Raw genomic sequence first — 18,848 nt, 5'->3', positions numbered from 1 at the left:
GGAAGCGGGGGGCCTTCGACTACTCGCAGGAGCCGGTGTCCACCGCCGTGGCCGACCGTTGCCCCTGCTCGGCCGCCGTCCGGACCTGGTCGTAGGTCAGCGCGTAGCCGGTGTCCGGGTCGTCGATGGCCGAGGCGAAGACCACCCCGAGCACCGAGCCGTCGGGCGCCAGCAGCGGGCCGCCGGAGTTGCCCGCGCGCACCTGCCCGTAGAGGGCGTAGACGTCGCGTTCCACGGTGCGCAGCGCACGGAAGTCCGGCCCGCTGATCGGCCCGCGGTCACGCACCCGCGCCGGGCCGACGTACAGGCCACCCCCACCCGGGTAGCCCATGACGATGGCGTCGTCGCCGGTGTCGGCGGGCACCGGCGTGAACCGCAGCGGCACCTGGGGCAGCCCGGGGACGGCCAGCACCGCCACGTCGGTCTCCTCGTCGACGTACACCGGGGTGGCCTCGTAGGTCTGGCCCTCGGCGGTGACGGCGGGCCGGCTGACCCCGGCCAGTACGTGCGCGTTGGTCATCACCCGCTCGTCGGCGTAGACGAACCCCGACCCGTCGATCTGTCGGGAGCAGGAGCCGGCGATCCCCCGGATCTGCACCACCGACCCCCGGACCTGCGTGACGACCGGGCTGGCCAGCAGCGCCTGGTCCGGGGCGGGGACGTCGCGCGCCTGGGTGGGGGTGAGCGGGTCCAGGACGTCGGGCAGCCCCTGCCGGTCGATCGCGTCGCGCAGCGACTCGTAGAGGGAGCGCACCTGCTCGGGGACCGCGCGGTCGACCGACTGCACCAGGCTCGACTCCCGCACCTGCGCGGCCACCCCGGGGAACGGGGAGCTGGCCAGCGGGATGGCCACCATCCACGCCACCAGCAGCACCGCCGCCGCGGAGACCACGGCCCCGGCGATCGAGTCGAGCACCTTCGCCGGCTCCCAGGTGACCCAGGTGCGCACCGCGCGCCCCACCACACCGGCCAGCAGCTGACCGAGCAGGGCACCGGCGAGGACCACGACCAGCGCGACGAACACCCGGGTGACCGAGGAACTGGCCAGTTCGTCGGCGATCGGCCCGGACAGCTGCGCGCCGACCACCGCGCCGCCGAAGAACCCGACGAACGAGGTCGCCGACACGATCAGGCCCTGCCGGAACCCGGAGAGGGCGAAGAGCATCGCCAGGACGATCAGCGCGAGATCGACCAGGCTCACGGAGCGCGCACCGTCATCGTCCCGACCTGGCCGAGCGCGATGTGGAAGCTGCACTCGAAGGGGTGGTCGCCCGGCTCGGTCACCTCGAACTCGATGGTGTCCTCCTCCCCGGGGCTGAGCACCGGGATGGCCGGCTCGATCGGTTCCGGGCCCGTGTCCGGGGTGAAGCGGAAGTTGTGGGTCAGCCGCTCGGCGACGTTGCGCACGGTCACCCGGACGGTGCCCGGCTCGACGGTGAAGGTGTCCGGCGTGAAGACGTAGTCGTCGCCGGTGGTCAGGGTGATCTCCTGGACGCCGTCGGCCGTGGTGGTCACCGTGCCGACGTCACCGCCGGCGGTGCGGGTGGCCTCCGGCAGCGCCGGCTGCTCGTTCGAGCAGCCGGCCAGGACGACCCCGAGCAGGGCGAGGACGACCAGCAGCACCGGTGCCGGTCGGCGTGGGCTCCGCCGCGCTCGCGCACGGGCCTGGGCTGCGCTCATGGTCCCGGCACGGTACGCGGACCGGCTGTGCGTCCGGCGTCGTCGGCCACCGTCGGCGCGGCGCGGTCGGCGAGGTCGCTGTCCAGCGGCTCACCGGTGGCCGGGCGGACCGGCGCCGGGGGGACGGCGAGCGGCCGGACGTCGCGCTGGTCCCAGGGGCGGGCCAGCCCCGCGGCCTCCAGGACCGCGTCGAGCAGGGCGGCGGTGAACCCCCAGACGACCATCCCGGCGACCCCGAACGCCGGGCCGACGTAGCCGCTGGGGTGGCCCACCCGGAACCGGTTGGCCGGGTCGGCCAGCTCGGCCAGCGGCACCCGGGCCACCCGGGCGACCTCGTAGGGGTCCCCGACGGTCACGTCCCGCGGGTCGTCCCACCAGCCGACCACCGGGACGACCAGGTTGTCCGACGGGCCGAGGAACAGCGCCGGCAGGGTGGCGAGCACCCGGACCCCGGCCGGGTCGATCCCTGCCTCCTCGTGGGCCTCGCGCAGCGCGGTGGCCACCGGGTAGTCCTCCCCCGGGTCGGCGCCGCCGCCGGGGAAGGCCGGCTGGCCGGCGTGCCGGCGCAGGTGCGCGGCCTTCTCGATGAGCAGCACGTCCGGCCCGCCGGGCCCCTCGCCGAACAGCAGGAGCACCGCCGAGCGGCGGGCGCTGGCCGAGCGGGCGGCGCGCGGGTCGTGCCGGTGCCACAGCGGCAGCTCGCCGGCCGCCGCGACGAGACGCCGGACGTGCTCGGGGAGATCGGCCAGCTCCTCGGGTGCGGCGGTCACAGCTGCACGCCCAGGTGCTCGGCGACCAGCTCCTGGAACTCGGCCAGCGAGTGCACCTGGCCGATCTGCACGTGGGCGACCGACCCGTCGGCGGCGAGGAACAGCGTGTGCGGGAGCCCGCGCAAGCCCAGCGCGGTGCCGATCTCGCCGTCCTCGTCGACGGCGGTGGGCAGGGTGACACCGGCGTCGTCGGCGAAGGAGGCGCCGGCGGCGGTGCGATCCTGGCTGTCGACGCCCAGCACCCGCAGCCGGTCTCCGGCGGTGTCGGCAAGTTCCTGCACGAGCGGCAGCTCCTCGCGGCAGGGACCGCACCAGCTGGCCCAGAGGTTGACCACGGTGGGGGCGCCCTGGGCCCGGCCCAGGTCGAGGCGGCCGCCGGTGAAGCAGGCGAACGACAGCCCGGTCAGCTCGCCGTCCGGCGCCGGCTCGTCGGGCTGCTCGGGGCAGGCCGCCAGGTCGGCCTGCACGTCGGGGGCTACGGGGGCCGGCGGCTCGGGTTCGGCGTCGTCCGCGGAGCAACCGGCCACCAGCAGGGCGGCGGCCAGGACGACGAGGAGGCGGCGGGTCACTCGGTGTCCGAGGCGGCCGGGGTCTTCACGAGCTTCTCCGCGACCTGCGGGTCGATCGGGCCGGTGCCGTAGGACGGGCACCACGAGGCGAGCCCGCAGGCACCGCAGGCCGGCTTCTTGGCGTGGCACACGCGCCGGCCGTGGAAGATCACCCGGTGGGAGAAGATCGTCCACTCCTTCTTCGGGATCAGCTCGGCCACCTCGGCCTCGACCTTGACCGGGTCGTCCTCCCCCGTCCAGCCGAACCGGCGCACCAGCCGGCCGAAGTGGGTGTCGACGGTCAGCCCGGGCACCCCGAAGGCGTTGCCGAGCACCACGTTGGCGGTCTTGCGGCCGACCCCGGGCAGCGTGACCAGGTCGGCCAGCCGGGCGGGCACCTCGCCGTCGAAGCGCTCGACCAGCGCCTGCCCCAGCCCGATCACCGAGTTGGCCTTTGCGCGGAAGAACCCGGTGGGCTTCAGGATCTCCTCCAGTTCGGCGCGGTCGGCGCCGGCGTAGGCGGCGGCGTCCGGGTACCGGGCGAACAGCGCCGGCGTCACCTTGTTCACCGTCTTGTCCGTCGTCTGCGCGGACAGGACGGTGGCGACCAGCAGCTCCAGCGGCGTGGTGAAGTCCAGCTCGCAGTGCGCGTCGGGGTGGATCAGCGCCAGCTCCCGGTTGATCCGCCGGGCCCGCCGGGTGCGGGCGAGCGGGCTCTCCTCCGGGTCGAAGGGCGGGACGCCCAGCCGCGCGGCGCGGGCCGGACGGCGGGGTGCGGCGGGCCGGGTGTAGGCCGGCGGGGTCACGGGGTCGGACACGCGCCCGAGGGTAGGCGTCGGCACCGACACGCCACGCCCGTCATACTCGATGATGGTGCGCCGCCCGGCATCCGGCCGGGCACACCACCCGACCGCACGACGGACGTCGTCTTCCCACCCGGGCCTCCCCGCCCGGAGACGCCGCCGAGGAGGTGCTCGTGGTCGCCCTCATCGTCATCCTGTTCCCGCCGCTGCTGATCGCGTTCCTGCTCGTCATGGAGCGGGTCGAGGAGCCGCTGCGCCGGCCCACCTCACCGCGCGAGGTCGAGGCGTTCCTCGACACGGCGACCCCGGGCGAGGTGGGCACCCTGGCCGCCTCGGGCATCCGCCGGGCGATGAGCCGCTGGCGGGCCCGCCGCCGGCGCCGCCCGCAGACGATGACCCCACCGGCCCAGCCGGCGGTGCTGGACTTCGACAGCACCCGCGCCGAGGAGGGCCGCGACCCCGAGTGAAACGGCCGCCCGGCCCCGAGCCGACGGTTCGACCCCACTCTGAGTGGGCAGGCCGGTGACTGACCGCACGGGTGAGCCTGGCCACAGGGCCTAGACTCTGCGGGAACGCGGGTCGCCATCGCTCCCGCGAGGACGTTGCGAGAGGTGCACGTGGACGAGGTACTTGCCCAGTCCGGGCTCTTCCAGGGGCTGTCGGAGGAGGCCGCCGAACCGGTGGCCAGCGCGCTGGAGACGGTGACGCTGCCCCGTGGCCGCGTGGTCTTCAACGAGGGCGAGTCGGGCGACAGCCTCTACGTCGTGCTGTCCGGCAAGATCAAGCTCTCCCGTCGGGCGCCCGACGGCCGGGAGAACGTGCTGGCCGTCATGGGTCCGTCCGACCAGTTCGGTGAGCTGTCGGTCTTCGACCCGGGCCCGCGCACCGCCACCGCCACCGCGGTCACCGACGTGCGGCTGGCCAAGATGCCGAACACGATGCTGCGGCCGTGGATCACCGCGCACCCGGAGATCGGCGAGCAGCTGCTGCGCGTGCTGGCCCGCCGGCTGCGCCGCACCAACGACTCGGTCGCCGACCTCATCTTCACCGACGTGCCCGGCCGGGTGGCCAAGGCGCTGCTGCAGATGGCCGACCGCTTCGGCAGCCGGGAGGGCGAGGGCCTGCGGGTCAAGCACGACCTCACGCAGGAGGAGCTGGCCCAGCTGGTCGGCGCCTCCCGCGAGACGGTGAACAAGGCGCTGGCCGACTTCGTGCACCGCGGCTGGATCCAGCTGCAGGGCAAGTCCGTCGTCGTCCTCGACGAGGAACGGCTGCGCCGCCGCGCACGCTGAGCCACGGCGCGTCGGCGAGGCCCCGCTCCCCCACCGGGAGCGGGGCCTCGCTGCGTTCGAGCGCACGCGTCCGGCCCCACCGTCGTCCTGCCCCACGATCAGCTGAGCTCACCGTGCGTGCTCCTGGCTCACCTCCTGAGGTGAGCCAGGAGCAATGACGATCAGGTCACCTGATCCCGGCGCACGGAGCGGTGGTCAGGTCGCCGGACGGACCATCGGGATGCGGGTGCCGTCGGGCAGCACGGCGACGAGGCCGCCGGGCCCGCGCACGAACCTCGGGGTGATCGGCGCCACCGGCGCCGGCGGCGACCCGGCCAGGGCGGCGGCCGCATCGGGGAAGGCAGCCAGCTGGCCGAGGGTGTGCACGGTGGGCGGCAGCATCGGCCGGGTGCCCGCGGCGTGCTCGGCCAGCGCGGCCGCCGGGGTGGCCCAGCCCGCCTCGTCCGCCTCGCCGGAGACGTCCCGGGCCTCCTGGCCGACGGGCAGCAGGGCGAGGAAGAACTTGGTGTCGTACCGGCGTCGCTCGGCCGGCGGGGTGATCCAGTGCGCGAACGGGCGCAGCAGGTCCGCGCGCACCGCCAGGCCGCGGGCGGCCAGCAGCTCGGCGAGGGACAGCTCGCGGGCGACCAGCGCGCGCCGCTGGTCCTCCCAGTCCGCGCCGGAGACGTCCGGGACGACGCCGCCGCCCTCGGGCGGGCCGGCCAGCAGCACGCCGGCCTCCTCGAAGGTCTCCCGGACGGCGGCGCAGACCAGTTCCCGGGCCAGCCGCTCGTCGCAGCCCCAGGTGGCCGCCCACTCCGCCGGCGGCGGCCCGACCCAGGCGGTCTCGACGTCGCCGTCGCGCTCGTCGACGCCGCCACCGGGGTAGGCGGTCATCCCCCCGGCGGCGGGCATGCCCCGGGTGCGGCGCAGCAGGTGGACCTCCAGGCCCGCGGCGCCGTCGCGGACCACCAGCACGGTCGCCGCCTGCCGGACCGGCGCCGGCGTGCTCACCGCAGCTCGACGGTGAGTTCCACCTCGACCGGGGCGTTCATCGGCAGCTCGGCGACGCCGACGGCGCTGCGGGCGTGCTGCCCGGCGTCCCCGAAGACCCGGCCGAGGAACTCGCTGGCGCCGTTGACCACCCGCGGCTGGGCGCTGAAGCCCTCCGCGCTGGCGACGTACCCGACCACCCGCACGATCCGGGCCACGGCGTCCAGCCCGACCAGGTCGTCGACGGCGGCCAGCGCGTTGAGGGCGCACACCTTGGCGTCGGCCGCGGCGTCCTCGACGTCGACCGAGCCGCCCACCTTGCCGGTGCGGCGCAGCCCGCCGTCGACGAAGGGCAGCTGCCCGGAGGTGAAGACCAGCTGACCGGTGCGGATCGCCGGGACGTAGGCGGCGACCGGGGCCGCCACGGGGGGCAGCCGGACACCGAGCTCGGCCAGCCGGGCGTGCCAGCTCTGCGGGGTGCTCACGCCGGCCTCAGCTCGTCGGGCGCTTGAGGTAGGCCACCAGCTGGTCGCCGCCGCCGGGCCCCTGCAGGACGGTGACCAGCTCCCAGCCGTCGACGCCCCACGAGTCGAGGATCGCCTTCGTGTTGTGGATCAGCAGCGGAATCGTGGCGTACTCCCAGGTACGGCGGGCTTCGCTCATGCCGCGACGCTAGCGCAGCCCCAGCGGGCGGGGAGGACCGCTCGTACGCTGATCCGGTGACGCCCGACCCCCGCTCAGTGCGCTGCCACGTCGTGACCGGGAAGGGCGGCACCGGGAAGACGACGGTGGCCGCCGCGCTCGCGCTGGCGCTGGCCGCCGACGGGCACTCCGTGCTGCTGGTCGAGACCGAGGGCCGGCAGGGCATCGCCCAGCTGTTCGACACCCCGCCGCTGCCCTACGAGGAGCGCCGGGTCGCCGTCGCCCGGGGCGGCGGCGAGGTGAAGGCGCTGGCCATCGACGTCGAGGCGGCGTTCCTGGAGTACCTCGACATGTTCTACAACCTCAAGCGGGCCGGCTACGCGCTGCGCCGGATGGGCGCGATCGACTTCGCCACCGCGATCGCCCCGGGCCTGCGCGACGTGCTGCTCACCGGGAAGATCAAGGAGGCGGTCACCCGCCGGGAGCACGGCCGGCCGGTGTACGACGCCGTCGTCGTCGACGCCCCGCCGACCGGGCGCATCACCCGCTTCCTCAACGTCACCAACGAGGTCGCCGGCCTGGCCCGCTCCGGCCCGATCAAGACCCAGAGCGACGGGGTGATGGCCGTGTTCCGGTCCCCCCAGACCGCCGTCCACCTGGTCACGCTGCTGGAGGACATGCCGGTGCAGGAGACCGCCGACGCGATCGGGGAGCTATGCGAGGCCGGGCTGCCGGTCGGTTCGGTGATCGTCAACATGGCCAGCGAGCCCCTGCTGCCGGCCGAGGCGCTGGCCCGGGCGGCCGACGGCGGGCTGAGCGCGGCGGACCTGGCGCCGGCGCTGGCCGCGGCCGACCTCCCCGGCGGTGAGCGGTTGGCCGAGGGGCTCGTCGCCGAGGCGGTGGAGCACGCCCGCCGCTGGACGGCGCAGGACGCGCTGCGGGACGACGTCGCGGCCCTGGGCCGGCCGACGGTCGAGCTGCCGCTGTCGGTGGGGCCGATCGACCTCGGCTGCCTGTTCGAGCTCGCCCAGCGCCTGGAAGGGCGCATCACGGCGGAGGCGGCCGCGTGAGCGCCCCGCAGCACCGGGCGCCGGCGATGGACCTGGCCGCACTGGTCCGCGACCCGGCCACCCGGATCGTGGTCTGCTGCGGCTCCGGCGGCGTGGGCAAGACGACGACGTCGGCGGCGCTGGCCGTGGCGGCGGCGGAGGCCGGGCGGCAGGTCGTCGTCCTCACCATCGACCCGGCCCGCCGGCTGGCCCAGTCGCTCGGCCTGGTCGAGCTGGACAACGAGCCGCGCAAGGTCGAGGTCCCGGGCGCCTCGGGCGAGCTGAACGCGATGATGCTGGACATGAAGCGGACGTTCGACGACGTCGTGTCCGCGCACTCCACGCCCGAGCGGGCGCAGGTGATCTTCGAGAACCCCTTCTACCAGGCGCTCTCGTCCTCCTTCGCCGGCACGCAGGAGTACATGGCGATGGAGAAGCTGGGGCAGCTGCGGGCCAGCGACCGCTGGGACCTGGTGATCGTCGACACCCCGCCGTCCCGCTCGGCGCTGGACTTCCTGGACGCCCCGAACCGGATGAGCCGGTTCCTCGACGGCACGATGATCCGGCTGCTCACCGCGCCGGCCCGGGCGGGCGGGCGGGCCGGGGTCCGGCTGTTCGGCGCGGGCTTCAGCCTGTTCAGCCGGATCATCGGCAAGATCCTCGGCGGTCAGCTGCTCAACGACATCTCGGCGTTCGTCTCCGCGCTGGACACGATGTTCGGCGGGTTCCGCGAGCGGGCCACCGCCACCTACGAGCTGCTGCGCCAGCCGGGCACGGCGTTCGTCGTCGTCGCCGCCCCCGAGCCCGACGCCCTCCGGGAGGCCTCCTACTTCGTGGACCGGCTCTCGACCGAGGGGATGCCGCTGGCCGGGCTGGTGCTCAACCGCACCCATCCGCCGGCCACCACCGGGCTGTCGGCCACCCGCGCCGAGGCCGCGGCCGAGGCGGTCGCGGAGGCGGGCGGCCCGGACGCCGCGCTCGCGGCCGGGGCGCTGCGGGTGCACGCCGAGCGGATGGCCCAGGCCACCCGGGAGCAGCGGCTGGCCGACCGGTTCACCAGCGCGCACCCAGAGGTCCCGGTCCGCACCGTCCCGGCCGCGGCCGGCGACGTGCACGACCTGGACGGGCTGCGGGTGATGGCGGCCGCGCTGCTGGCTGACGAGGACGACACCGGCACCGGCACCCCGCGCAGCCGGGTGCTGCCGGCCCGCCGCCCGGCGGCCTGATCCCCCGTTCACGCTCCGGAGCGAACGACAGGCGTACGCCACCCGAACGTGTCCCGCTGACCACCCGATTCGCTGGACCCACCCCTCACCCTCCGTTACGGTCCGCCGCGACCCGTCAGCCGGAGGAGTGAGGCAGCCGCATGACCACAGCCCCAGGGGTCGACGTCCCCGACGCCGACCGGCCGCGGCCGACGCCGTCCGGGATCGGGGTGTTCGGCACGTCGACGACCCCGCCCGCCGGAGCCACGAGACCCGTCGCCTTCGACGTCGACGAGGTCGACATCCCGGTCGACACCAGCGGGCTCTCCGCCGACGACAAGGCCCGGACGAAGGTCATCACCGCGGCGATCCGCCGCCGGTCGCAGGAGCTGCGGCGCGACCACCCGGTGCTGCGGCACCAGGACGCACTCGGGCTGGCCGCCTTCGCCGTCGCCGTCGCCGGGTTCGCCGGCTCCGGCGCGCTCTACCTGACCGGCGTGCTGCCCTGGTACGTGACCGTGCTGCTGTCCGCGGCGTTCGCCGCGGTCGGCCACGAGGTCGAGCACGACCTCATCCACGCGCTCTACTTCCGCCGCCGCAAGGGCGTGCGGTACGCGCTGCTGTTCGGCGTCTGGGCGATCCGCCCGTACACCATCAACCCGGTCTACCGGATCCGGCTGCACCTGCGGCACCACGCCTACTCCGGCCTGCCCGACGACATCGAGGAGGTGTCGATCACCAACGGCAAGCCGTGGGGCCCCGTCCGGCTCTACAGCCTGCTCGACCCGTACGTGCCGGCGCTGATCCGGATCGTCACCACCCGGCCGACCGACGCCGAGGACGCGCTGTGGCGGCGCACCATCCTCAAGGCCAGCATCGGGCTGACCCCGGTGGCGATCACCATCTGGTACGGCTTCCTCACGCTGCACGTGGCCGCCTGGGCCGGCGCCGCCGTCCCGGCCGGGCTGCTGGAGGCGCTGACCGTGCTCACCGTGGTCTGGGTCGGCCCCAACGTCTGGCGCGGCTTCTGCCTGCACTTCATCAGCAGCAACATGCACTACCAGGGCGACGTCGAGCAGGGGAACGTGCTGCAGCAGACCCAGGTGTTCAACAAGTGGTACCTGGCCCCGTTCCAGGTGTTCTGCCTGAACTTCGGCAGCACCCACCCGATCCACCACTTCTACGTGGCCGACCCCTTCTACGTGCGGCAGCTGATGGAGCGCGACATCCACCCGGTGCTCGCCGCCAACGGCGTCCGGTTCAACGACATGGGCACGTTCGCCCGGGCCAACCGGTACCACACGGCCTGAGTCCCGTCCGACCACCCGGACGACGCGCCCGGGCGGCGACGCGCGGACGCCACGCCCGGCGTCCGCGCGTCGCCGGTCGAGGCCTCCACGGGCACGCCGCCGACAGGTACCTTGGCCTGCGATGTCCGAGTCTGCGAACCCCCGTCTGGGCGCCCTGGCCAAGCTGGCTGCGACCGTCGTCGTCGCCGGTGCCCTCGTCGCCGCCCTGCTGCTGCCCTGGGTGGGTGGGCCCGGACTGGTCGCCCGCAACTCGGCGAGCCTGCTCGACGCCCTGCCGGTCGAGCTCACCGACAAGACGCCGAACGGCAACACCACGGTGCTCGCCGCCGACGGCTCGATGATCACCCAGTTCTACGACCGCAACCGGACGCCGGTCGAGCCCGACCAGATCTCCGACGTGATGAAGCAGGCGATCGTCGACATCGAGGACTCGCGCTTCTACGAGCACCGCGGCCTGGACGTCGAGGGCACCACCCGGGCGCTGATGAAGAACATCGCGGCCGGTGAGGTCCTCGAGGGTGGATCGACGCTCACCCAGCAGCTGGTGAAGCAGACCCTGGTCGAGACGGCGGAGACCCAGGAGGAGCGGGACGCCGCCCTCGACGAGACGGTGGGCCGCAAGCTGCGCGAGGCGCGGCTGGCCCTCGCCCTGGAGGAGGAGTACTCCAAGGACGAGATCCTCGCCCGCTACCTGAACATCGCCTACTTCGGGCGCGGGGCGTACGGCATCCAGGCCGCGGCGCAGAAGTACTTCAGCATGGACGCCGTCGACCTGGCCCTCCCCCAGGCCGCGGTGCTCGCCGGCCTGGTGCAGACCCCCAAGCACAACCCGATCGACTACCCCGAGCTCGCCCAGCAGCGCCGCGACCAGGTGCTCGCCCGGATGCACCAGCTCGGGCACATCAGCGACGAGGAGCTGGCCGAGGTCCAGGCCTCCCCGATCCCGGTCGCCGAAGGCGGCAATGCGCCCAACGGCTGCACCAACGCCCTCATCGGCGGGTTCTTCTGCGACTACCTGTACGGCTACCTCACCGGCACGCTGGGCCTCTCCCCCCAGGAGATCGACAACGGCGGCTGGACCATCCAGAGCACGCTGCGACCGGACATGCAGATCGCCGGGGACCAGGCGGTGCTCAACCACGTGCCGATGGGCGACTCCCTCGCCGCCGTCTACACCGCGGTGGAGCCCGGCACCGGCAAGGTCCTGGCGATGAGCGCGAACCGCAAGTACGGCTGCGACCGCGCCGTCGACGCCGCCTGCGAGTCGGTCAACCTCAACGTCGCGGCCAGCAAGGGCTCGGGCTCGACGTACAAGGTGTTCACCGCCGCCGCCGCCCTCGACGCCGGCTACGGGATCAACTACCGGCTCACCACCAGCGACCCCTACTACTCCCGGGTCTTCAAGAAGAACGGCGGCACCACCCGCGGCGAGGCCTACGGCCCGATCGAGAACGTCGGCACGCTGCCCACGAACCTGACCATGCACGACGCGCTGGCCCGCTCCTCCAACACCTACTTCGTGGCGATGGAGGACACCCTCGGCAGCGTCCGCGGCCCGGTGACGATGGCCCAGCGGATGGGGCTGAACCTGCCGGAGCAGCAGGCGCAGAACATCATCGAGGGCGAGATGGCCTCGTTCACCCTCGGCCCGTTCGAGACCAGCCCGCTCTACCTGGCCAGCGCGTACTCCACGCTCGGGGCCGAGGGCACGCAGTGCGACCCGACGCCGGTCGTGGCGATCCTCGACCGCAACGGGGAGCCGGTGACCGGCGAGGACGGTCAGCCGATCGTCAGCGGGGACAACTGCACCCCGGACGCGATCCCGCCGGCCGTGGCGAACACCCTGGCCGACGCGCTGACCGCCGACGTGCAGAGCCGCATCGGCACCGGGACCGCGGCCAACGTCCCCGGCCACGACATCGCGGGCAAGACGGGCACCTCGCAGGACCGCGACTCGGCGGTGTTCGTCGGGTTCATGCCTGACTACGCGGCCAGCGTCATGATCTACAACCCCAAGGAGAAGCAGGACGCCGGCAGCTACGGCGGTGGCCGGCCGGCGCGGATCTGGCACGACGCCATGGAGCCGATCCTCGACCAGGGACCGACCCGGGAGCTCCCGCCGGCCGACCCCGCCGTCGCCGCCGGGACCAAGGGCAGCGGCATGGTCCCGGCGCCCCCGCGGACCGAGCGGACGCGGTCCGACGACCGCGGTACCAGCACCCAGCGCCGGGCACCGGCGTCCAGCGCACCCCCGGCGCAGCCGTCCGAGCCGGCTCCCCCGGCGCCCCCGGCCGACCCGCCCCCGGCCGACCCGCCCGCGGAGACCGGCGGGGAACCGACCGACTGAACGACCGGCGGGGCCGGGCCTGCGGGCCCGGCCCCGCCGTCGTCGGTACGCCTGCCGGGACGGGGCCGGGTCAGCCCAGCTGGCGGCGGACCTCGGCGGCCACCCGGCCACCCTCCGCGCGCCCGGCGACGGCGCCCTGCACCGCGCCCATCACCCGGCCCATGTCCTTCATCCCCGACGCCCCGGTGCGGGTGATCACGTCGGCCACCAGCGCGGTCAGGTCGGCGTCCCCGAGCTGAGCGGGGAGGTACCCGGCGACGACGCCCTCCTCGGCCCGCTCGCGCTCGGCCTGCTCGGCGCGGCCGGCCCCGGCGTAGGCCTCCGCGGCCTCCCGGCGCTTCTTCGCCTCCCGGCGCAGCACCGCCTGCACCTCGTCGTCGGACAGCTCGCGGGCCTCCTTGCCGGACACCTCCTCGGCGGAGACCGCGGCCAGCACCATCCGCAGCGTCGCGGTGCGCAGCTCGTCGCGGGCCTTCATCGCGGTGGTCAGGTCGGTGCGCAGTCGTTCCTTCAGCTCAGCCACGCAGCCGAGCCTGCCACCTGGGCCACCACGGCTGCGACGCAGTTCCCCAGGGCCCCTAGTCTCAGGGGATGCGCGCGATCACCGCCGTCCCCACCGCCGTGCTCGCCACCGGCGCGGCCACCGTCGCCTACGCGGGCCTGGTGGAGCGCACCCGCTGGACGCTGCGCCGCTTCGACGTCCCGGTGCTGCCGCCCGGCTCCGCTCCGCTGCGCGTGCTCCAGATCTCCGACCTGCACATGACCGCCGGCCAGCGGAGCAAGCAGGAGTGGGTCGCCGGGCTGGCCGGGCTGCAGCCGGACCTGGTGATCACCACCGGGGACAACCTGGCCGGGATGGACGCCGTCCCGCCGACCCTGCGCGCCCTCGACCCGCTTCTGGACCTCCCCGGCGCGTTCGTGCTCGCCAGCAACGACTACTACGCGCCGCGGCCGAAGAACCCGCTGAAGTACTTCAAGACCGACCACAAGCGGGTGCACGGCGACGAGCTGCCCTGGCAGGAGCTGCGCGACGGGATGACCGGCCGCGGATGGCTCGACCTCACCAACGGCACCGGGTCGCTCACCGTCGCGGGCACCCGGATCGCCTTCGCCGGCGTCGACGACCCCCACCTGAAGCTGGACCGGTATGACGACGTCGCCGGCCCGGCGGACCCGGCCGCCGACGTCCGGATCGGGCTGGTCCACTCCCCCGAACCGCGGGTGCTCGACCGGTTCGCCGCCGACGGCTACGACCTGCTGCTGTGCGGGCACACCCACGGCGGGCAGCTCCGGGTGCCGTTCTACGGCGCCCTGGTCACCAACTGCGGCATCGATCGCGCACACGTGCGCTGGCTGCACCGCTGGGCAGAGCCGACCCCCGAACACCCCACCGGCACCTGGCTGCACGTGTCCGCGGGGCTGGGCACCAGCCCGTACGCCCCGGTCCGCTTCGCCTGCCCGCCGGAGGCCACGCTGCTCACCCTCACCGCCCGTTGAAGGACCCCGCTGCCCCCACCACTCGCAGGCTCGCGGTGGGACCCTGCAGCGGGGCCGAAGGCGGCCGCTGAGCTCGATCAGGCATCGGCTACAGTTGTCGACGCACCTCGGGGTGTGGCGCAGCTTGGTAGCGCGCGTCGTTCGGGACGACGAGGCCGCAGGTTCAAATCCTGTCACCCCGACCAGTCACTCAGGGACCGCCATCCGGCGGTCCCTGAGTGCGTTCCGGGGGAAGGTCACAGCACGGCACGGTTTCCGGCCGACGCGCTGCGGGCACTGCCCCTCGGTGACCGAATGGCTGCTCCTGCTGGCAGCCGTGCTGCTGACCGCGCTCACCGGGTTCTTCGTCGCGGCCGAGTTCTCCCTCACCACCGTCGACCGGGGCAAGGCCGAGGAGGCCGCGGAGGCCGGCGTGACCGGCGCTGCGGGCGTCGTCACGGCTTTGCGGGGGCTGTCCACCCAGCTGTCCGCGGCCCAGCTCGGCATCACGCTGACCACGCTGGTCGTCGGCTTCCTCGCCGAGCCGGCCCTGGGCGGCCTGCTGGAACCGGTGCTGGCGGCCCTCGGGCTGCCGGAGAGCACCACGACGCCGATCGCGATCGCGCTGGCCATCTTCCTGGCCACGTTCCTGCAGATGATCATCGGCGAGCTGGGCCCCAAGAACCTGGCGATCGCCCGGCCGCTGCCGACCGCCTCGGTCGTCGCCCCCGGGATGCGGCTGTTCACCACGGTGGCCGGCCCCGTGGTGCGCACCCTCCAGCACCTGGCCAACGCGATCGTGCGGCGGCTGGGGTTCGAGCCCCGGGAGGAGCTCGACGACACCCGCGACGCCGACGGCCTGGCCGCCGTCGCCCGGCGCTCGGCCGAGGAGGGTGACCTCTCCCCCGTCGCGGCCCGGCTGCTGGCGCGGTCCCTGGGTCTCCGGGAGAAGTTCGCCACCGACGTCATGACCCCGCGCACGCGGCTGTGGACGCTGAGCTCGTCGGCGACCGCGGCCGACGTCATCGACGCCGCCATCCGGTCGGGCAACTCCCGTTTCCCGGTCTACGGCGCCGACCTCGACGAGGTGACCGGCGTGGTGCACGTCAAGCACGCGGTCGCGGTCCCCGACGAGGACCGGCTCGAGCGCACCGCCGGGGAGCTGGCCGAGCCGGTGCTCGCCGTCCCGTCGTCGCTGCGGCTGGACCCGCTGCTGGACCTGCTGCGTGAGCAGGGGCTGCAGCTGGCCCTGGTGGTCGACGAGTGGGGCGCCACGCACGGCATCGTGACCCTGGAGGACATCGTCGAGGAACTGGTCGGGGAGATCGCCGACGAGACGGACCGGCCGCTGCGCCAGCTGCGGCGCGTCGCGGACGACTGGCTGGTCTCCGGGCTGCTGCGCCCCGACGAGCTGCGCGAGCGCACCGGCATCGCGGTGCCCGAGGGGCGCTACGAGACCGTCGCCGGATTCGTCGTGGAGCAGCTGGCCCACCTCCCGGCGGAGGGCGAGTCGGTGGAGATCGAGGACTGGCGCCTCACCGTCGACACGGTCGAGGGGCGGCGAGTCGCGCGGCTGCGGGCCACGCCCACCTCCGTCCGGGACGGCGAGGACACCGCCGACGCGGGCCCCGACGACGCCGCACGACCGCCCGGCGCCACCGCCGTCCGGCCCGAGCGAGAGGTGGCCCGGGCATGAACGACGGGTTGAGCCTGCTGGTCCTCGTCGCGCTCCTGCTGGGCAACGCCTTCTTCGTCGCAGCCGAGTTCGCCCTCGTCTCCGCCCGCGCCGACCAGATCGAGCCGCGCGCCGAGGCCGGGTCGGTGCGCGCACAGAAGACGCTGGCCGCGATGCACAACGTCAGCCAGATGATGGCCGGCGCCCAGCTGGGCATCACGCTGTGCTCGCTGGGTCTGGGCGCGATCGGGGAACCCGCCGTCGCCCACCTGATCGAGGCGCCACTGGAGGCCGCCGGGGTACCGGAGGCGCTGCTGCACCCGATCGCGCTGGTGATCGCCCTGTCGCTGGTCACCGTGCTGCACATGGTGCTGGGCGAGATGGTGCCGAAGAACATCACCATCGCCGGCCCGGACCGGGCGGCGATCGCCCTCGGCCCGCCGCTGGCCGTGCTCGTCCGGGTGCTCAAGCCCCTCATCTGGTTCTTCAACACCGTCGCCAACGGCTTCGTGCGGCTGTTCGGGGTCACCCCCACCGACGAGGTCTCGGCCAGCTTCGACGCCGGTGAGATCCGCTCGATGATCACCCAGTCCCGGCGGGAGGGCCTGCTGGGCACCGAGGTCAGCGAGCTGGCCGCCGGGGCGCTGACCTTCGAGCAGAACGACGCCCGGTCGGTGCTGCTGCCCGTGGACGACCTGGTCACCGTGCCCCGGGAGACCACGCCCCGGCAGCTGGAGTCGGTCGTGGCCGAGCACGGCTTCTCCCGCTACCCGCTGCGCCGGCCCGACGGCGCGCTCGCCGGCTACGTGCACGTCAAGGACGTGCTGGACGCCGGGCCGTCGCACCGGGACCAGCCGGTGCCCGACAGCGCCGTCAAGGACTTCGTGGAGCTGTCCGCCGACGAACCGCTGCCCGAGGTGCTGCAGACGATGCGCCGCAGCGGCGCGCACCTCGGCCGGGTGATCGCCGACGGCCGGACGCTCGGCGTGGTGATGCTGGAGGACGTGCTCGAGCAGCTGATCGGCGACGTCCGCGACGCCGGCGTGGAGCCGCCCCCCGCCGGCCGGGCGCCCGCCGCGGAGGCCGTGGTCGGTGCCGGGGGAAGATGACCCGGTGACCGACGAGCAGAACGCTGCCAGCCCCGCCTCCGCAGCCCCCGCCCTGCCGCCGGAGGTCACCGCCCGCTGGCAGGCCCGCTTCCGTGCGCCGCGGATCAGCCTGCCGGACTGGGCGGAGGACGCGCCGCACCGCAACGTGTACGCCTCCGACGCCAGCGGGGTCGTCGAGCAGTACGCCTGGGACCGGGAGACCGACGGCCACCGGCAGGTCACCGACCGGCCCAACGGCACGCTGGCGGCCACGATCAGCCCCGACGGCGAACGGATCTGGTGGTTCGCCGACACCGACGGCGACGAGTTCGGCGTCTGGCGCGTCCAGCCCTTCGCCGGTGGCTCCGACGAGGTCGCCGTCCCCGAGGTGGGGCCGGCCTACCCGGCGGGCCTGGAGATCGGCCGCACCGTGGTCGCGATCGGCCGCTCCACCGACGAGGGCAGCGAGCTGTGGATCGCGCCGTCCGGCGGTACCCCAGCGGTCTTCTACACCTCGCCGGACCCCGCGTCGGTCGACGCGCTGTCCCGCGACGACGCGCTGCTCGTGTACTCCCACTCCGAGCACGGCGACCCCCGGTACCCGGCGCTGCGGGTGCTGCGCACCGGCGACCTGTCGGTCGTCGCCGACAAGTGGGACGGCGAGGGCCGGGGGCTGCACGCACTGAGCTTCTCCCCCGTGACGGGCGACCAGCGGCTGCTGGTCGGGCACGAGCGCCGGGGCCGCGAGGAGCTGCTGATCTGGGACGTCGCCACCGGCGAGGAGACCGAGCTGGTGCTGGACCTGCCCGGTGACGTCACCGCCGGCTGGTACCCCGACGGCTCGGCGCTCCTGGTCGGGCACGACCACGCCGCCCGCACCGAGCTGTACCGCTACGACCTCGGCTCCGGGTCGCTGGAGCAGCTGGACACCCCGCGCGGCGTCGTCCGGGGGGCCACGGTGCGGCCCGACGGCACGGTGGAGCTGGCCTGGTCGTCGTCCGAACTGCCGCCGGTGATCCGCCGGGCCGACGGCCCGGTCGTGCTGGCCGCGCCCGGCGAGGCGCCGCCGGCCGCCTACCCGGTCGAGGACCGCTGGGTGCCCGGTCCGGGTGGCGACGTGCACGCGCTGCTGGTCCGGCCGGCCGGGGAGGGCCCGTACGCCACGGCGTTCCTGGTGCACGGCGGCCCCGAGTCGCAGGACGACGACTCCTACCGCGCTCGCCGGGCGGCCTACGTCGACGCCGGCTACGCGGTGGTGCACGTGAACTACCGCGGCTCGACCGGCTACGGCAGCCAGTGGCGCGACGCCCTGACCGGCCGGCCCGGCCTGACCGAGCTGGAGGACGTCGCCGCCGTCTTCGACGCCCTGGTCGCCGAGGGCGTCGTGGACCCGGCCCGCGCCCTCCTGACCGGTGGTTCGTGGGGCGGGTTCCTCACCCTGCTCGGGCTCGGCACCCAGCCGGGCCGGTGGGCCGCCGGGATCGCCGAGGTGCCGGTCGCGGACTACCTGGCCGCCTACGAGGACGAGATGGAGGGGCTGCGCGCCTACGACCGCGCGCTGTTCGGCGGGTCACCGGAGGAGGTCCACGACGTGTACGTGCGGTCCTCGCCGATCACCTACGTCGACGACGTCACCGCGCCGGTGCTGGTCGTCGCCGGGGCGAACGACCCGCGCTGCCCCATCCGGCAGATCGACAACTACATCGACGCGCTGGCGGAGAAGGGCAAGCCGCACGAGGTGTACCGCTTCGACGCCGGCCACGGCTCCCTGGTCATCGAGGAGACCATCCGCCAGGTCGAGGTCGCCCTGTCCTTCGCCCTGCGGCACGTGCAGCCCTGAGGGCTGCCCGGGGGGGGGGGGGGGGGGGGGGGGGGGGGGGCGGGGGGGGGGGGGGGGGGGGGGGGGGGGGGGGGGGTGGGGGGGGGGGGGGGGGGGGGGGGGGGGGGGGGGGGGGGGGGGGGGGGGGGGGGGGGGGGGGGGGGGGGGGGGG

General features: G+C 74.6%; 19 protein-coding genes and 1 tRNA gene. 11 read left to right on the top strand and 9 right to left on the bottom strand.

Translation table 11 applies throughout. The features are described 5' to 3' along the window. Positions 1–19: 19 nt before the first annotated feature. Genes ACI79Y_RS06380 through nth form a run of 5 tightly spaced genes read right to left on the bottom strand, consistent with a single transcriptional unit; the run spans position 20 to position 3,816 of the window. Positions 20–1,201 (bottom strand): MarP family serine protease, encoded by a 1,182-nt coding sequence (locus ACI79Y_RS06380; RefSeq protein ID WP_457157663.1) that lies wholly within the window; start codon positions 1,199–1,201, stop codon positions 20–22. Continuing rightward, positions 1,198–1,680, bottom strand: coding sequence for a plastocyanin/azurin family copper-binding protein (locus tag ACI79Y_RS06375; protein ID WP_457157662.1), 483 nt, complete (start codon positions 1,678–1,680; stop codon positions 1,198–1,200). Before ACI79Y_RS06375 ends, ACI79Y_RS06380 begins: the two co-directional genes overlap by 4 nt. Next, entirely contained in the window at positions 1,677–2,450 is a 774-nt protein-coding gene (locus ACI79Y_RS06370; protein WP_457157661.1) for an NUDIX hydrolase, read from the bottom strand. Before ACI79Y_RS06370 ends, ACI79Y_RS06375 begins: the two co-directional genes overlap by 4 nt. Beyond that, complete coding sequence (locus ACI79Y_RS06365; RefSeq protein WP_457157660.1) at positions 2,447–3,019, bottom strand: TlpA family protein disulfide reductase; 573 nt, start codon at positions 3,017–3,019, stop codon at positions 2,447–2,449. Before ACI79Y_RS06365 ends, ACI79Y_RS06370 begins: the two co-directional genes overlap by 4 nt. After that, positions 3,016–3,816, bottom strand: coding sequence for an endonuclease III (gene nth, locus ACI79Y_RS06360; protein ID WP_457157659.1), 801 nt, complete (start codon positions 3,814–3,816; stop codon positions 3,016–3,018). Before nth ends, ACI79Y_RS06365 begins: the two co-directional genes overlap by 4 nt. 158 nt (positions 3,817–3,974) lie before the next feature. On the opposite strand from nth, the gene ACI79Y_RS06355 reads away from it, so the two are divergent. Together ACI79Y_RS06355 and ACI79Y_RS06350 are read left to right on the top strand one after the other, a co-directional pair. Continuing rightward, positions 3,975–4,268: a hypothetical protein gene (locus tag ACI79Y_RS06355; protein WP_457157658.1), complete on the top strand. Its 294-nt coding sequence runs from the start codon at positions 3,975–3,977 to the stop codon at positions 4,266–4,268. 144 nt (positions 4,269–4,412) lie between these two features. Further along, positions 4,413–5,093 carry a Crp/Fnr family transcriptional regulator gene (locus ACI79Y_RS06350; RefSeq protein ID WP_457157657.1) on the top strand — a complete coding sequence of 227 codons (681 nt, stop codon included), beginning with the start codon at positions 4,413–4,415 and terminating at the stop codon, positions 5,091–5,093. A gap of 195 nt (positions 5,094–5,288) precedes the next feature. Here the strand turns inward: ACI79Y_RS06350 and ACI79Y_RS06345 are convergent, their stop codons facing one another. Genes ACI79Y_RS06345 through ACI79Y_RS06335 form a run of 3 tightly spaced genes read right to left on the bottom strand, consistent with a single transcriptional unit; the run spans position 5,289 to position 6,728 of the window. Further along, complete coding sequence (locus ACI79Y_RS06345; RefSeq protein ID WP_457157656.1) at positions 5,289–6,086, bottom strand: NUDIX hydrolase; 798 nt, start codon at positions 6,084–6,086, stop codon at positions 5,289–5,291. After that, positions 6,083–6,550 (bottom strand): RidA family protein, encoded by a 468-nt coding sequence (locus tag ACI79Y_RS06340; RefSeq protein WP_457073570.1) that lies wholly within the window; start codon positions 6,548–6,550, stop codon positions 6,083–6,085. The genes ACI79Y_RS06345 and ACI79Y_RS06340 overlap by 4 nt, the downstream gene beginning before the upstream one ends. A 7-nt stretch (positions 6,551–6,557) precedes the next feature. Beyond that, on the bottom strand, positions 6,558–6,728 hold the full coding sequence (locus ACI79Y_RS06335; RefSeq protein WP_166521355.1) for a hypothetical protein: 171 nt from the start codon (positions 6,726–6,728) through the stop codon (positions 6,558–6,560). Between the two features lie 56 nt (positions 6,729–6,784). Here ACI79Y_RS06335 and ACI79Y_RS06330 point away from each other — a divergent pair, with 56 nt between their 5' ends. The 4 genes from ACI79Y_RS06330 to ACI79Y_RS06315 all read left to right on the top strand — a co-directional run bounded on the left by ACI79Y_RS06330 (position 6,785) and on the right by ACI79Y_RS06315 (position 12,618). Then, positions 6,785–7,777, top strand: coding sequence for an ArsA-related P-loop ATPase (locus tag ACI79Y_RS06330; protein WP_457157655.1), 993 nt, complete (start codon positions 6,785–6,787; stop codon positions 7,775–7,777). Next, complete coding sequence (locus ACI79Y_RS06325) at positions 7,774–8,982, top strand: ArsA family ATPase (protein ID WP_457157654.1); 1,209 nt, start codon at positions 7,774–7,776, stop codon at positions 8,980–8,982. The genes ACI79Y_RS06330 and ACI79Y_RS06325 overlap by 4 nt, the downstream gene beginning before the upstream one ends. A 140-nt stretch (positions 8,983–9,122) precedes the next feature. Continuing rightward, positions 9,123–10,271: a fatty acid desaturase gene (locus ACI79Y_RS06320; RefSeq protein WP_457157653.1), complete on the top strand. Its 1,149-nt coding sequence runs from the start codon at positions 9,123–9,125 to the stop codon at positions 10,269–10,271. Positions 10,272–10,392: 121 nt separating this feature from the next. After that, positions 10,393–12,618: a transglycosylase domain-containing protein gene (locus tag ACI79Y_RS06315; protein ID WP_457157652.1), complete on the top strand. Its 2,226-nt coding sequence runs from the start codon at positions 10,393–10,395 to the stop codon at positions 12,616–12,618. 70 nt (positions 12,619–12,688) lie between these two features. Here the strand turns inward: ACI79Y_RS06315 and ACI79Y_RS06310 are convergent, their stop codons facing one another. After that, a complete protein-coding gene (locus tag ACI79Y_RS06310; protein ID WP_457157651.1) occupies positions 12,689–13,141 on the bottom strand; it encodes a GatB/YqeY domain-containing protein in 453 nt (150 codons plus the stop codon). Positions 13,142–13,209: 68 nt separating this feature from the next. Between ACI79Y_RS06310 and ACI79Y_RS06305 the strand changes: the two genes are divergently transcribed. The 5 genes from ACI79Y_RS06305 to ACI79Y_RS06285 all read left to right on the top strand — a co-directional run bounded on the left by ACI79Y_RS06305 (position 13,210) and on the right by ACI79Y_RS06285 (position 18,697). After that, the gene (locus tag ACI79Y_RS06305; RefSeq protein ID WP_457157650.1) at positions 13,210–14,115 is read left to right on the top strand and encodes a metallophosphoesterase; all 906 of its coding nucleotides are present in this window, start codon (positions 13,210–13,212) and stop codon (positions 14,113–14,115) included. 108 nt (positions 14,116–14,223) lie between these two features. Next, a tRNA-Pro gene (locus ACI79Y_RS06300) sits at positions 14,224–14,300 on the top strand. A gap of 101 nt (positions 14,301–14,401) precedes the next feature. Next, positions 14,402–15,790 (top strand): hemolysin family protein, encoded by a 1,389-nt coding sequence (locus ACI79Y_RS06295; protein ID WP_457157649.1) that lies wholly within the window; start codon positions 14,402–14,404, stop codon positions 15,788–15,790. Next, positions 15,787–16,878, top strand: coding sequence for a hemolysin family protein (locus ACI79Y_RS06290; protein ID WP_457157648.1), 1,092 nt, complete (start codon positions 15,787–15,789; stop codon positions 16,876–16,878). The genes ACI79Y_RS06295 and ACI79Y_RS06290 overlap by 4 nt, the downstream gene beginning before the upstream one ends. A 4-nt stretch (positions 16,879–16,882) precedes the next feature. Continuing rightward, positions 16,883–18,697 (top strand): S9 family peptidase, encoded by a 1,815-nt coding sequence (locus ACI79Y_RS06285; RefSeq protein ID WP_457157647.1) that lies wholly within the window; start codon positions 16,883–16,885, stop codon positions 18,695–18,697. Positions 18,698–18,848 lie beyond the last annotated feature (151 nt).

Source organism: Modestobacter sp. SYSU DS0875, assembly GCF_054050915.1.
Note: the sequence above shows the minus strand (reverse complement) of the source record. Positions and strands in the feature narration are given on the sequence as shown.

Coding starts and splice junctions, on each gene's coding strand:
- ACI79Y_RS06375 (WP_457157662.1), bottom strand. CDS start 1,680: ATGAGCGCAGCCCAGGCCCGTGCGCGAGCGCGGCGGAGCCCACGCCGA.
- ACI79Y_RS06320 (WP_457157653.1), top strand. CDS start 9,123: ATGACCACAGCCCCAGGGGTCGACGTCCCCGACGCCGACCGGCCGCGG.
- ACI79Y_RS06290 (WP_457157648.1), top strand. CDS start 15,787: ATGAACGACGGGTTGAGCCTGCTGGTCCTCGTCGCGCTCCTGCTGGGC.
- ACI79Y_RS06335 (WP_166521355.1), bottom strand. CDS start 6,728: ATGAGCGAAGCCCGCCGTACCTGGGAGTACGCCACGATTCCGCTGCTG.
- ACI79Y_RS06315 (WP_457157652.1), top strand. CDS start 10,393: ATGTCCGAGTCTGCGAACCCCCGTCTGGGCGCCCTGGCCAAGCTGGCT.
- ACI79Y_RS06305 (WP_457157650.1), top strand. CDS start 13,210: ATGCGCGCGATCACCGCCGTCCCCACCGCCGTGCTCGCCACCGGCGCG.